11 protein-coding genes and 2 tRNA genes are annotated in these 12,444 nt (G+C 70.4%); 5 read left to right on the top strand and 8 right to left on the bottom strand.

Annotation, left to right across the window (positions count from 1 at the left end; translation table 11 throughout):
- Window positions 1-96: 96 nt before the first annotated feature.
- Together AB0F88_RS00740 and AB0F88_RS00735 are read left to right on the top strand one after the other, a co-directional pair.
- Complete coding sequence (locus AB0F88_RS00740) at window positions 97-1,341, top strand: FAD-dependent oxidoreductase (protein ID WP_362675860.1); 1,245 nt, start codon at window positions 97-99, stop codon at window positions 1,339-1,341.
- A 90-nt stretch (window positions 1,342-1,431) separates the two neighbouring features.
- Window positions 1,432-2,232, top strand: a complete 801-nt coding sequence (locus AB0F88_RS00735; protein ID WP_362675857.1) for a HAMP domain-containing sensor histidine kinase — start codon at window positions 1,432-1,434, stop codon at window positions 2,230-2,232.
- Window positions 2,233-2,396: 164 nt separating this feature from the next.
- Here AB0F88_RS00735 and AB0F88_RS00730 read toward each other — a convergent pair whose 3' ends face one another.
- From AB0F88_RS00730 to AB0F88_RS00705, 6 genes are all read right to left on the bottom strand, one after another.
- Window positions 2,397-3,008 (bottom strand): DUF6461 domain-containing protein, encoded by a 612-nt coding sequence (locus tag AB0F88_RS00730; protein ID WP_362675854.1) that lies wholly within the window; start codon window positions 3,006-3,008, stop codon window positions 2,397-2,399.
- Window positions 3,009-3,306: 298 nt separating this feature from the next.
- A complete protein-coding gene (locus AB0F88_RS00725) occupies window positions 3,307-5,232 on the bottom strand; it encodes a beta-L-arabinofuranosidase domain-containing protein (RefSeq protein WP_362675851.1) in 1,926 nt (641 codons plus the stop codon).
- Window positions 5,233-5,250: 18 nt separating this feature from the next.
- A complete protein-coding gene (locus AB0F88_RS00720; RefSeq protein ID WP_362675848.1) occupies window positions 5,251-6,060 on the bottom strand; it encodes a carbohydrate ABC transporter permease in 810 nt (269 codons plus the stop codon).
- Window positions 6,057-7,013, bottom strand: a complete 957-nt coding sequence (locus AB0F88_RS00715; protein WP_362675845.1) for a sugar ABC transporter permease — start codon at window positions 7,011-7,013, stop codon at window positions 6,057-6,059. Before AB0F88_RS00715 ends, AB0F88_RS00720 begins: the two co-directional genes overlap by 4 nt.
- 2 nt (window positions 7,014-7,015) lie before the next feature.
- Window positions 7,016-8,281 (bottom strand): extracellular solute-binding protein, encoded by a 1,266-nt coding sequence (locus tag AB0F88_RS00710; RefSeq protein WP_362675842.1) that lies wholly within the window; start codon window positions 8,279-8,281, stop codon window positions 7,016-7,018.
- Window positions 8,282-8,347: 66 nt separating this feature from the next.
- Window positions 8,348-9,370, bottom strand: a complete 1,023-nt coding sequence (locus tag AB0F88_RS00705) for a LacI family DNA-binding transcriptional regulator (RefSeq protein ID WP_362675839.1) — start codon at window positions 9,368-9,370, stop codon at window positions 8,348-8,350.
- A gap of 710 nt (window positions 9,371-10,080) precedes the next feature.
- On the opposite strand from AB0F88_RS00705, the gene AB0F88_RS00700 reads away from it, so the two are divergent.
- From AB0F88_RS00700 to AB0F88_RS00690, 3 genes are all read left to right on the top strand, one after another.
- On the top strand, window positions 10,081-10,887 hold the full coding sequence (locus tag AB0F88_RS00700) for an endonuclease/exonuclease/phosphatase family protein (RefSeq protein ID WP_362675837.1): 807 nt from the start codon (window positions 10,081-10,083) through the stop codon (window positions 10,885-10,887).
- Between the two features lie 409 nt (window positions 10,888-11,296).
- Window positions 11,297-11,590 carry a metalloregulator ArsR/SmtB family transcription factor gene (locus tag AB0F88_RS00695; RefSeq protein WP_362675834.1) on the top strand — a complete coding sequence of 98 codons (294 nt, stop codon included), beginning with the start codon at window positions 11,297-11,299 and terminating at the stop codon, window positions 11,588-11,590.
- Window positions 11,587-11,973 (top strand): VOC family protein, encoded by a 387-nt coding sequence (locus AB0F88_RS00690; RefSeq protein ID WP_362675831.1) that lies wholly within the window; start codon window positions 11,587-11,589, stop codon window positions 11,971-11,973. Before AB0F88_RS00695 ends, AB0F88_RS00690 begins: the two co-directional genes overlap by 4 nt.
- Before the next feature lie 157 nt (window positions 11,974-12,130).
- Here AB0F88_RS00690 and AB0F88_RS00685 read toward each other — a convergent pair.
- A tRNA-Glu gene (locus AB0F88_RS00685) sits at window positions 12,131-12,204 on the bottom strand.
- A 2-nt stretch (window positions 12,205-12,206) separates the two neighbouring features.
- Window positions 12,207-12,287: transfer RNA gene (locus AB0F88_RS00680), tRNA-Tyr, on the bottom strand.
- Window positions 12,288-12,444: the final 157 nt, after the last annotated feature.

Here is a 12,444-nt window from a genome sequence, read left to right as displayed (position 1 = left end):
AGTGGCGCCGCGATTGTCGTCCGCTCACAACGTCGCTGGTCGCCGCCCGGGCGATGCTGGACATGACATCGACATTCGTACTGGTTGGAGGTTGGCATGGTCGGCAACTGGCCACGATCGGTGATCGTGGTGGGGGCGGGCATCGTGGGCCTGTCGACCGCGTGGTTCCTGCAGGAGCGCGGCGTCCAGGTCGACGTGATCGACCGCGGCGGGGTGGCGGCCGGCGCGTCCTGGGGCAACGCCGGCTGGATCGCGCCCGGTCTGGCCATCCCGCTCAACGAACCCGCGGTCCTGCGTTACGGCCTGCGCTCGCTGCTCAACCCGGCCGCGCCGCTGCACGTGCCCGCGAGCCTCGATCCGGGTCTGTGGAGTTTTCTGGCCCGCTTCGCCGCCAACAGCCACTGGCGGTCGTGGACCCGCGCCGCGCACGCCAACCTGCCGCTCAACGACGAATGCGTCGAGGCCTACGAGGTGCTCGCCGCCAACGGTGTGTCCGCACCCGTCATCGCGGCGCCGATCACCGCGGCGTTCCGTACGCCGCGCCAGGCCGAGAGCCTGCTGCGCGAGCTGCGCAGGCTGCAGGCGGCCGGGCAGCGGGTCGAGCACACCGTGCTGGACGGCGACGGGCTGGCCGAGCAGGTACCGCTCGCCGGCGAGGCGCTGACGGCGGGGGTACGGATCGACGGCCAGCGTTACGTCGACCCGGGCGCCTTCGTGCACGCCCTGGGAAAGGCCGTCATGCAACGCGGCGCGACCATGTACGCCGTCGAGGTCGACGAGGTGCGCACCGACGACAGGAAGGTGATCGTCCGCTCGGCCAAGGGCACCGTGCTGTCGGCCGACGCGGTGGTGCTGGCCACCGGCGCCTGGCTGCCCCGCCTGGCCCGGCAGTGGGGCGTGCGTGTCCCGGTGCGGGCGGGCCGCGGCTACTCCTTCACCGTGCCGGTCGACCATCCTGTCCCCGGCCCCGTCTACCTGCCCGAGGAGCGGGTGGCGTGCACGCCGTACCGCGACGGGCTGCGGGTGGCGGGCACCATGGAGTTCCGAGACCCGGACGCCCCGCAGGTGCCCGCCCGGCTGAAGGCCATCGTCGCCTCCGCCCGGCCGCTCCTGCGAGGCGTGCGCTGGGAGGAGCGCACCGACGTCTGGGTGGGGCCCCGCCCCATCACCCCGGACGGACGGCCGCTCGTCGGCGCGACGGTGGCTCCCACCGTCTACGTGGCGGGGGGCCACGGCATGTGGGGCCTGGCCCACGGCCCGATCACAGGCAGGCTGCTGGCCGAGCAGATCACCACCGGCAAGCAACCCGCCGCCCTGGCCGACCTCGACCCCCTCCGCTGACGCGGACCGCGCACGAACCGTCCGTCCGCCCGCCGTGCCGACACGGCGGGCGGACGGACGGCGCAGAGCTGGAGAGAGGAGAAGTGCAAAATGTATCGGGACCGGTCCGGATCTCACCTGAGGTGCGTGACCGATCACGCGGAAGACAGTGTCCAATCATCTGGCGGCCCGTCGTCGCCGAGTGCCACAGCGGCCCGGCGGACGGCTCAGGCCTGGCAACGTCAGTTCGTCGCGGACGCCTCGCACGAGCTCCGGACGCCGGTGGCCGGGTTACGCGTGGAACTTGAGGAAGCTCTCATGCATCCTGAGCAGACCGACCTCCACGAACTGGCCACCCGGGCGCTCAGAAACGTCGACCGCTTGGAGTCGATCGTGAGCGATCTGCTCGCCCTGGCGAGCCTGCGGGCGGGCAAGCGGGAGGAATGCGAGGACTTCGACCTGTCCGACCTGGTCGGCCGCGAAGTCCTGCGCCGGTCCGACCGCCTTCCGGTCCAGCTGCGGCTGATGCCCGGCGTCATCGTCAGGGCCGTGCCCCTCCAGATCGTCCGCGCCCTCACCAGCCTCCTGGACAACGCCCAGCAGCACGCGACCCATGGCGTACGGGTCGAGGTCGACGATGACGGCGGTCACGCCGAGCTGGTCGTCATCGACGACGGAGAGGGTGTCGCGGAGACGGACCGGGCACGAATCTTCGAGCAGTTCGCGCGCGCCGACAGCGCCCGCGGCCGCGATCAGGGAGGCGCGGGACTCGGCCTGGCCGTCGCGCGCGAGATCGCCCTGGCCCACCGGGGAAGCCTCGACGTCCGCGAGACCGCCTCCGGTGGCGCGTGCTTCACCCTGCGTCTGCCCTCCCGTCCCGACCGGGGCGGGGCGGGAATGCGGCCGGCCTGACTCCGTCGAGGAGATCCCCACCGGCGATGGACCTGCCCCTGCCGGCTTCTCCGGCCGGCGCGCGCGGGTGGCCGGGCGCCCACTCGCCGTTCGGGCTGCTGTCCGCCCCGATCCGGCGACGCGCGCAGAACCATCGCGGCACATGGTCCCGGTTCACATTCAGCTCAGTCCTCCACGAGTTCCGCGCCGAGGAATCGCAGCTCCAACATCTCCGGACAGAAGGGAAGAGCGGTGATCCTGCTCGCCAGGGCGAACGAGCGCTCTATCGGGGAGTCGATGTGCGAGTCGTCGCTGTCGATGTCGTAGTCGGGGTCCAGGCCGACTTCGCACATCTCCTTGACGAAGCGGTCCGGATCGTTGCCTGACCGCGCGTCCGGAAGCATCGGGTCGAACCAGACGACCGGCTGCCCGTCGACGACGTAGGCGAAGGCGTCCGAGGCGTAGTTGTGACAGCAGACCGACACGACCTCGGTTCCCCGCGAGACCCGAGCCATGATCTCGGAGTCGGCGGCGAGCTTCCATCCTCCGGGTTCGACGACCAGGGTCCAGTCACCGACCTTCACGGCACCGATGCAACCGGCGGCGTCGCCCATCATGCTCTCCATCGAGCGTTCGTCCAGTTCGTCGAACGTCACCTCCTCCACGGTGCTTTCGTCGACGCCGAACCGGCGGAGGACCTCCTCCGGGGAGAGATCCCGGACGAAGGACACGCAGTAGATCTCGCCCAGTGGTTCGTGTTCGGAGAGCCAGGGGAACTCTTCGGGGGTCTCTGTCATCGCCACTCCTTCGATCAAGTGAGCGGCATGATCGCAGTAGTCACCGACAAGAAGGTTCGGCTCCCGGCCGGCGAAAGAACGCCGAGTGATGTTCCTGAGTGACCGACTGAGTGACAACGGCCCCCGGACAGGGCCGGACGCCGGTGGGCCTGACCTCGTGACGGCAGACCCTTCCCGTCACACGCGTGCCGGCGTGGCCCGCGAGATCGCTGACGTCTTCCACCGGCACGCGTGGGCGCTCAGGATGGGTGCGAAGCCGTGGCGGGGCACATCGGAGTCTCCGTGAAACCGGCGTGGTTCAGCGGGGGGTGGACACGGGCAGCCAGATGCGCATGCCCGAGGGGCCTCGCCGGGCCCAGGAGTGGTAGGGCCGCAGCGAAACGTCGAACCATCCGGCGTCCCCGGCGGGGGCGGCCGGATGTGCGGGATCGATGACGGGATAGGGCCAGGACCGGTCCGGCCGGGCGGGCAGCAGCGCGCGGCCCCGGGCACCGCCGGGCTCGGCGCGCAGGCCCGGCGAGGGGTCGATCACGAGGGTGTCGAGTCCGGCGGCGCCGGGGAGGTCGTGGGACTCGACACACAGGACCTCGGGGCCACGTTCGACGGCGACGCAGCCGCGTACGGCGTCGATGCGGGGGTCGGGCCAGGTGAAACGCGGCTCCATCGGCAGGTCGAGGACGATGACGTCGCCTGCGCGGAAGGTCCGTGTGATCTCGGCGGTGCCGGGGGCGACCTCCCGGGTACGGCCCTCGTCGGTCAGCGTGGCGCCGGCCGCCCAGGCGGGGACGCGCAGGGTGAGGGTCCAGGGGCCGGTGGCGTCGGCGGCGACGCGGACGCGGACGGTGCCGGTCTCGGGGTAGCCGGTCTCGATGTCCACGGCGACCTGCCGCCCGCCGGGCAGCTCGGCGCGGATCTCGCCGGGGGCGTACTGGTGGATCTGGAGGCCGTCGTCGTCGGTGGTGGCGAGATACCCCTGGAGGCCGGCCAGAGTACGGGCGACGTTGGTGGGGCAGCAGGAGACGTCGAACCAGGCGGCCCGTACGCCTGCCTCGGCGCGTGGGCTGACCTCGTCCGGGTCGGTGGGCCGGCCGGGGGTGCGCTGGTGGAGCGGGTTGGCGTAGAAGAACGCCCGGCCGTCCGGGCTCGGGGAGGCCGCGATGACGTTGTAGAGCGTGCGCTCGATGAGGTCGGAGTAGCGGACGTCGCCGGTAGCCAGGAAGAGGCGCCAGGACACCATGATGGAGGCGACTCCGGCGCAGGTCTCGCAGTAGGCGCGGTCCGGCGGCAGCTCCCAGTCCTCGCCGAAACCCTCGTCCTGGTGGCGGGAGCCCATGCCTCCGGTGATGTAGGTGCGGCGGGCGACCGAGCGCTCCCACTGCCGCTCCACCGCGCGCAGCAGCTCGTCGTCGCCGCGCTCGACGGCCACGTCGACCGCGGCGGCGCTGAGGTAGAGGGCGCGTACGGCGTGGCCGCGCCAGACCTCGGCCTGGCGGATGGGGATGTCGTCCTGGAAGTAGGCGCGCCCCAGCGGGATGTCCTTGAGCGTGCCGTGGCCGCGGCGGTCGAGGAACAGGCGGGCCTGCTCGATGTAACGCTCGTCGCCCAGCGCCCGGCCGAACTCGGCCAGGCCCACCTCGATCTCCGGGTGGCCGCAGATCTTGGTCAGGCCGTCCGGGCCGAACGTGTGACACACGTGGTCGGCGGCCCGGCGGGCGACCCGTACCAGGTCGTCCTCACCGGAGGTGCGCAGCCGGGCGACGGCGGCCTGCAGCAGGTGGCCGATGTTGTACAGCTCGTGGCCGTCTTCGAGGTCGCTGTAACGGGGCTGCTGGCCGCCGTGGCCGAAGCAGGTGTTGAGGTACCCGTCGGGATCCTGGGCGCGGGCGACGCGCGCCGTGAGCCGCTTGATCGCGGCCTCCGCGTCCGGGTCGCCGGTGCGCCCCGCTTCCCAGGACAGGGCCTCCAGCAGCTTGTAGACCTCCGAGTCCGAAAACGGCCAGCCCGGCCGGCCGGGGCCGGTCGTACCGTCGGCGACACGATCGAAGTTGGCCAGCCAGCCGAGGCGCTCCATCCACGACTCGCAGTGGGCCAGCGTGGCCGTGGCGTTCACGGCCTGGCGGGCACCCCAGAAGCCGCCGGTGACGGAGACCTGCGCGAGCCCGAGGGGGCGCATCCGGCCGTGGGAGGGCAGCACGGGACAGCCGCCCGTCGTGCCTTCGGTCATGTCGTTGAGCCTTTCTGGTCAGTCCTTGACCGCGCCCGCGGTGACCCCGGCGGCGATGTAGCGCTGCGCGAGGATCAGGAGGAAGGCCGCGGGAACGGACGCGATCACGGCGGTCGCCATGATCGAGTTCCATTGGGTGGTGTTGTTGCCGATGTAGCGGAAGATGCCGAGGGTGATCGGGATCGTGTCGCTGTTGCGGTTGAGGGTCGAGGCGAAGACGAAGTCCGACCACGCCCACAGGAACGTGAACAGCGAGACCGTGATCACCGAGTTGCGGCTCAGCGGCAGGACGATGGAGCGGAACGTGCGCCAGGTACTCGCCCCGTCCATCTGCGCCGCCGACAGCAGCTCATGGGGGATGCTCGCCATGAACGCCCGGAACAGAAGCACGGCGAACGGCACGGCCAGCGTCGAGTCGGCGAGGATCAGGCCGGCGACGGTGTTGAGCATCCCGAGCCTGAGGTAGATGGCGTAGAAGCCCATCGCCATGACGACCGCGGGGATCATCTGAGCGACCAGCAGCAGGAAGTCGATGGTCCGGCCGCCACGAGGCCGCAGCCTGGCCAGCGCGTACCCGGCGGGCAGGGCCACGACCAGCGTGAGCGCGACCGTGCCCAGGCCGATGAGCAGGCTGGTGGCCAGGGCGGGCAGTTGCTGGCCGAGCGCGGCGGCGTAGCCCTCGAACGTGGGATCCCAGGGGAACCAGTGGGGCGGGTCCGCCCGCATGTCGCTCGTCCTGGTCAGCGAGACGTTGAACATCCAGTAGACCGGGAAAAGCATCAGCGCCACCAGGACGACGCCTACCACGGTCTGCCACGAGCGCTTCATCGATGTTCCTCCCTGCGCTGCAGGCGCACGTGCACGAGCCCGGCGGCGAAGGCGATGAGGATGAGCAGGTTGCCGACCGCCGCCGCCGGGGAGAAGTCCGGCTGACCGGTACCGAACGCCTCGCGGTAGGACCAGACGGCCAGCGTCGTGGAGGCGTCCGCCGGGCCGCCCCTGGTCATGATCCAGATGATGTCGACGACCTTGAGCGTGTAGATCAGGCCGAGCAGAAGGGTGATCGCCGACACCGGGCGCAGCAGGGGGAAGGTGATGTGCCGGAACCGCTGCCAGGCGTTGGCGCCGTCCAGCCCGGCGGCCTCGTACAGCTCGGCCGGGATGTTCTGCAACCCGGCGTAGAGGATGACCAGGTTGAACGGGACTCCCAGCCAGATGTTGGCGACGGTGACCGCCAGCAGCGAGGTGTCCGGGGAGGTCAGCCAGTTGATCTGGCCGATCCCGAATGCCTGCAGGGCCGCGTTGACGATGCCGTTGTCGCTGTTGAGCATCCACGACCAGGTCGAGGCCGAGACGATCAGCGGCAGCAGCCACGGCACGAGGAACATCGCGCGCAGCACGGCCGACAGGCGGAATCTGCGGTGGAAGAAGACCGCCAGGGCCAGGCCGAGGACGTACTGGGCGGCGATCGACGCCAGCGTGAACAGGGCGGTGTTGCCCAGCGCGCGCAGGAAGGCGTCGTCGGAGACGATGGCCAGGTAGTTGTCCAGCCCGGTGAACTCCGGATCGCCCTGGATGAAGGCGCGCGGCGTGTAGTCGTGCACGCTGAGGTCGATGTTGCGGTACAGCGGATAGGCGTAGAAGAGCAGCAGGTAGACGATCAGCGGCGCGAGGAAGGCCAGGGCCGTCCACCGGCTCGTCCGCCGGCGCCGGGGCGCCGGCCGGGCGTGCCGGTCGGCCGGCCGACCGGCACGCGCCGTGCCCGTTCGGGGTGTCGCCATGATCAGTTACCGGTCGCCTGCTCGGCCTGGGCCTGGGCGTCCTTGAGCGCGTCGGCGGGACCGGCCGAGCCGCTCAGGGCCTTCTGCACGCCGGTCCACAGGGCCTCGGAGATCTTCGGGTACTTGGTGCCGAGGTTGTCGCTGGTACGGCCCTTGGCGCTGCGGACGGCCTCCACCCACGGTTTGAGGTCCGGCTCCTTGGCGAGGATCGCCTCCTGTCCGCCGGTGGTGGAGGGGATGTAGTACGCGAAGGTGGTGCCGGTCTCCACCAGGCCCTCCGGCGTCGTCATGCACTCAAGGATCTTCTTGGTGGCGTCGTAGCGCTTGGTGTCCTTCTGGATAGGCACCGTGATGAACTCGCCACCGGTCGGCGTGGGCGCGGCACCGCCGTTTTTGGCGGGGATCTGCACGATGCCGGTGGGGAAGTCCGCCTTGGCGGCGCTGTCGATCTGCCAGGTGCCGTTCTCGGCGAAGGCGAAGTCGCCGGTCAGGAACTCCTCCCAGGTGGTGTTCTGGGAGTTGCTGATGACGGAGTTGGGCGCGAGACCGTCCTTGAGCCAGGAGTTCCACAACTCCAGCGCTTCGACGGCCTGCGGCGAGTCGAGCTGGGTGAGCTGCGCGCCGGCGCCCCAGAACCAGGGCAGGAACTGGAAGGAGCCCTCCTCGGTGCCGATCCCGGCGAAGGTGATGGGTTTCTTGCCGACCGCCTTGACCTTCTTCAGTGCCGCGGTGAGCGAGTCCCAGTCCTTGATCGACTCGGGGTTCACGCCGGCGTCTTCGAGGATCTTCTTGTTGTAGTAGAGCGCCAGTGTGTTGGCGCCGATGGGGACGCCGTACGCCTTGCCGTCCAGTTCGCCGGCGGCGATGAGGTTCTTGTCGAAGCGCGCGGTGTCGAGCCCGAAGTCCGACATCGTGGCGAGCATGCCCGCGTCCGCCAGGGTGGAGACGACAGGGTTGTCGAGGAGGATGACGTCGGGTGCGTTGCCCTCCTGCCCGGCCAGCAGCGCCTGGTTGGTCAGGGCGGTGGTGTCGTAGGCGGTGCGTTTGATGGTGACGCCGGCCTGCTGCCCGCAGGTGTTCACCCGCTTGGCCCACGCGGAGTTCGCGTCGTGCTGCGGGTAGGGGTCCCACCAGGTGTGGGCGCTGTCCGCGGCGTCTTCCACGGGACTGCCCGGCTGCGGGGCGGAGGCGCAGGCGGTCAGGACGGACAGGGCCAGAAAGGCGGTTCCGAAGACCGCCACCCTGGTGGGAAGCGAGGTACGGGTCATCTGAATTCTCCTGTGTTAGCGCTCACATCGAGCGCCCTCGTCGGTGATGGGCGGTCGTCCGCGTGACTAGCGCGGACGGGGGGGTGCGGTGCTCTTCAGGGACACCAGCTCAGGGGAGATGAAGCGCACGACGAACGGCTCGTTGCGCGCCGCCGGGGATTCCACGCGGCGCACGAGCTGTCGCACCGCCATGGAACCGAGGCGGTCGGGTGCGCTCTCGATGAAGGAATAGGGCAGGGAGAAGGTCGCGGCGAACTCGGCCGAGTAGCGCCCGATGACCGACAGGTCTTCGGGCACACGCAGCCCGCGCTGGTAGGTGACCGAAGGCAGCGCGGCCGCGACCGCCTCGTTGTTGATCAGCAGGCCCGTCGCGGAGGGGTGAGCGTCGAGAACCCCGTTGAGCAGGCGCCCGACGGCGGGCTGGCGCGACTCGCCGTACACGGCGTGCAGGGTGACGCCGAGAAGCCGGGCCCGTTCGAGCGCGGCGTCGCGCAGCCGCCACACGTACGCGCCGCCGCGCTCGACCACGTGGTCGGGTTGCGAGATGAGGACCAGCTCGCGGTGGCCGAGCCGGTGCAGGTGGTCCACCATGACCCGGCCGGCCTCCTCGAAGTCGAGGTCGAACACGTCGAGCCCGGAGCAGTCGCCCGGCAGGCCGACCAGGGCACCCGGCTGCGGCGCGGCCCGCAGGATGGGCAGTCTCGGGTCCTCCTGTGCGATGTTCATGAGCACGACGCCGTCCACCATCCGCGAGTCGGTGATGCGCCGCAGCGCCCGCGCCCCGTCGGCCTCGGTGACCAGCAGCGTGTCGTAACCCAGGTCGCGTGCCGTGTCGGTGACGCCCAGGATGTACTGGAGCATCGCGGGCGCGAACTCGTCTTCGTGGAACTGCGCGAGCAGGCCGAGAACCATGGTTTCGGAGGTGGCCAGCGCCCGGGCGCCCGCGTTCGGCGTGTACGCCAGTGCTTCGGCCGCCGCCAGAACGCGCCGGCGGACCTCATCTGAGATGGGCCGCTTGCCCGACAACGCGTATGACGCCGTGCTCCGGCTCACCCCTGCCTCCCGGGCCACGTCTCCGATCGTCGACACTTTCAGCTCCAATCGTCGAACCGGTTCGATACATTGCCGCGAATTTTACATAGCTATTTTCAGGGGGACACGTTGAACAGCCTCTATTCGGCCGCGGCTCGACGCCGTCGCGGAATGGTGTCCTGGAAGAAGAGGCGAACCGGTTCAACGAAGTTGCTCGACTTTGGCCCGAGCGGGAGGTGCGTGTCAAGACGGAAAGTTATCGGCGATACCGAATCGTAACCTGCCGGAAAAGGGGCGTTGACGGGACGCGCGCGGCTACGTAACCTGCGCGGAACTCACATCGCGGTGCGGGTCGACCCCGAAGCGTTGCCTGCGTTCACGTGTGCGAAGCGGGACCGGCACCGCCCTCTCCCGTCCCCGAGGTGGCCGGGCATCGACGCTCCTTGCCGTCCGCGATTCGCCGTGCCCTTTACCGATCGCCTCAGGATGAGCTCCTGGGACGACGGACTGCTGGTCGGCGTCCCGCCGCATCTCCCGCCACATCATCGGCTGGATAAGGTTTTCGCCCTGCCGCACCGCCTGGGGCCGACACCATCGGACCTCCCGGCCGCGACCCCGCCGCGGTCCGCCCGCGTGACGCCCGGGAAAGAGCCCGTAGGCAGGGTTCGTACCACCTTCTGATCCGTCGGGCGGGACTGTACAGCGGGAGGTGGTTCCCGGAGGATGGGGTCTTCGCCGGCGGGCCGAAACGGTGGGGGAGGAGACGGATGGCCGACGACATCGCCGAACCCTACGGACCGCTGATCACGACGACGTTCCGGCTCGTCACCTGGAACGTGTGGGGCAGGTACGGCCCTTGGGAGCGTCGCGAGGCCGCGATCCGCGCCACCCTGGAGCGGCATGACCCCGACGTGGTGGGGCTGGTGGAGGCGTGGGACGGGCAGGGCGCCCGGCTCGGCCTGCCGTACCACGTGTTCGAGGGCGACTACGAGGTCGACGGCGTGCGCTCCGGTCTGGCCGTCCTGTCGCGCTGGCCGATCGGCGCGCACGAGTCGCGCAAGCTGACCGGCGGGCCGGACACCGGCGGGCAGGTGCTGTACGCCGGGATCGACGGCCCGCGCGGTGTCATCCATGTCTACGTGGCGGCGCTGACCTGGCGGCCGGAGCACAGCGGCGAGCGCCAGCGGCAGGTGCGCGAGATGGCCGCCTTCGTCGCCGAGACGCGGCAGCGCCGGCAGCCGACGGTGCTGTGCGGTGACTTCAACGCCGACCCCGACAGCGACGAGCTGCGCATGCTGACCGGCAAGTCCGCCGCGGCCGCGCCCGGCCTGGTGTTCTACGACGCCTGGGCCACCGCCGGAACCGACCCGGCCGGCGGGCACACCTGGGCCGGGGCCAACCCGTGGGCGGCCCCGGCGCTGTGGCCGGACCGCAGGATCGACCACGTGCTGTCGGCCTGGCCGCGCCGGGGCGGCGCGGGCCATCCGGTGCGCTGCGAGGTGATCGGTGACGAGCCCGTCGGCGGCGTGGTGCCGTCCGACCACTACGGCGTCCTGGCGGATCTGCGCTACTGACGCGGGCGCCGGGCCTCCGCCTCTTCGGGTCGCCGACGCCCTGGCGACGCCTCTGCCCTCCGGGCGGGGCGCTGTCGCTTCAGCGGTGTTGCCGTTTCCAGAAACGGACGACCAGACCGGCGGCGGCGAGAAGCAGGAAGACCAGCAGGATGTCCAAGGGGTTCACCATGCGGGCCTCCCTGCCCCGCGGTCGAGGGACTATCCGTCCCGGCGCGCAGATATCCGCCCACGGAGAGGAACGGCGTCCGGGTCCGGCCGGCCGGGGGCGGGCCGCCCTTCGGATTCGGCGCACGGTTCCCGTCAGGTGGAGCCCGCCCCTTCGAGCGGGTGACGCGAGGATGGCCGACATGACAGGCAAGTCACTACTTGCCTCTTGATAGGCAAGTAGTGACTTGCCTATGCTTGGGGTGTGGCGGAGGACGTCTTCAAGGCGCTGTCCGACCCCACCCGCCGGCGCATCCTCGATGAGCTGGTGGAACGGGACGGCCAGACCCTGTTCGAGATTTGCGCGCGGCTGGTGGCCAAGCACGGCCTGGGGCTGTCCCGCCAGGCGATCAGTCAGCATCTGGCCGTCCTGGAATCCGCGGGTCTGGTCCGTTCACGGCGCCAGGGCCGCTACAAGTTCCACGACCTGAACACCGAACCGCTTGAGCACATCGTGAACCGGTGGCTCAGGCCAGAAAAACCAGAGGGCACCCCATGAAGATCCACCTGTCCAGCGTCTTCGTCGACGATCAGGACAAGGCCCTGCGCTTCTACACCGACGTGCTGGGATTCGTGAAGAAGACCGAGGTCCCGCTGGGCGAGCACCGGTGGCTGACCGTCGTCTCGCCGGACGACCCCGACGGGACCGAACTGCTGCTGGAGCCCGACGAGCATCCGGCGGTGAAGCCGTACAAGACGGCACTGGTGGAGGACGGCATCCCGGCCACCGCCTTCGCCGTGGACGACGTGCATGCGGAGTTCGGGCGGCTGCGCGAGCTCGGGGTGCGCTTCACCCAGGAGCCGCTGGAGATGGGCCCGGTCACCACCGCGGTCCTGGACGACACCTGCGGCAACCTGATCCAGATCGTGCACCACAGGTAGGACCCGCTTTTTGCGGCAGTCTTGCCGACGCCGACGCCGACGCCGACGCCGACGCCGACGCCGACGCCGACGCCGTCCGGCGGTCGCCGCGGTCCAGCCGCGCCGAGCCGGGGGGACGCACGTCTCGTTCGTGCTCGGACCGGGTGCGGTCCGCCGGTGCTCTCGGCCGGATTCGAACCGGCGCCCGCCGCCTCGAAAGGCGTGTGTCCTCGGCCGCTGGACTACGAGAGCGGTGCAGGGGGACGGAGTCGAACCGCCACAGCCGAAGCGTCCGGGTTACAACCGAGTGAGCTCACCACGTGCTCAGCCCCTGCGTGTTGGGATGAGACTACCGAGGGAGCCCCGGCGGTCTCACCTCGTTTTCGCGGGCGGGCCCGGTCCCGGAAGGCGAGCCTCACCCGCGCCGCCCGTGAGATTTGTCATCGGCCGGCGAGGAGGGACGCACCTGAGCCGGTGAGGACCTGCACTACT

The organism is Streptosporangium sp. NPDC023963 (assembly GCF_040639135.1).
GTDB lineage: Bacteria > Actinomycetota > Actinomycetes > Streptosporangiales > Streptosporangiaceae > Streptosporangium.
Note: the sequence above shows the minus strand (reverse complement) of the source record. Positions and strands in the feature narration are given on the sequence as shown.

Bases quoted from the DNA above. Each gene is read 5' to 3' on its own strand.
- AB0F88_RS00700 (WP_362675837.1), top strand. From the start codon at position 10,081: ATGGCCGACGACATCGCCGAACCCTACGGACCGCTGATCACGACGACG.
- AB0F88_RS00720 (WP_362675848.1), bottom strand. From the start codon at position 6,060: ATGAAGCGCTCGTGGCAGACCGTGGTAGGCGTCGTCCTGGTGGCGCTG.
- AB0F88_RS00690 (WP_362675831.1), top strand. From the start codon at position 11,587: ATGAAGATCCACCTGTCCAGCGTCTTCGTCGACGATCAGGACAAGGCC.
- AB0F88_RS00725 (WP_362675851.1), bottom strand. From the start codon at position 5,232: ATGACCGAAGGCACGACGGGCGGCTGTCCCGTGCTGCCCTCCCACGGC.
- AB0F88_RS00710 (WP_362675842.1), bottom strand. From the start codon at position 8,281: ATGACCCGTACCTCGCTTCCCACCAGGGTGGCGGTCTTCGGAACCGCC.
- AB0F88_RS00740 (WP_362675860.1), top strand. From the start codon at position 97: ATGGTCGGCAACTGGCCACGATCGGTGATCGTGGTGGGGGCGGGCATC.
- AB0F88_RS00735 (WP_362675857.1), top strand. From the start codon at position 1,432: ATGTATCGGGACCGGTCCGGATCTCACCTGAGGTGCGTGACCGATCAC.
- AB0F88_RS00730 (WP_362675854.1), bottom strand. From the start codon at position 3,008: ATGACAGAGACCCCCGAAGAGTTCCCCTGGCTCTCCGAACACGAACCA.
- AB0F88_RS00715 (WP_362675845.1), bottom strand. From the start codon at position 7,013: ATGGCGACACCCCGAACGGGCACGGCGCGTGCCGGTCGGCCGGCCGAC.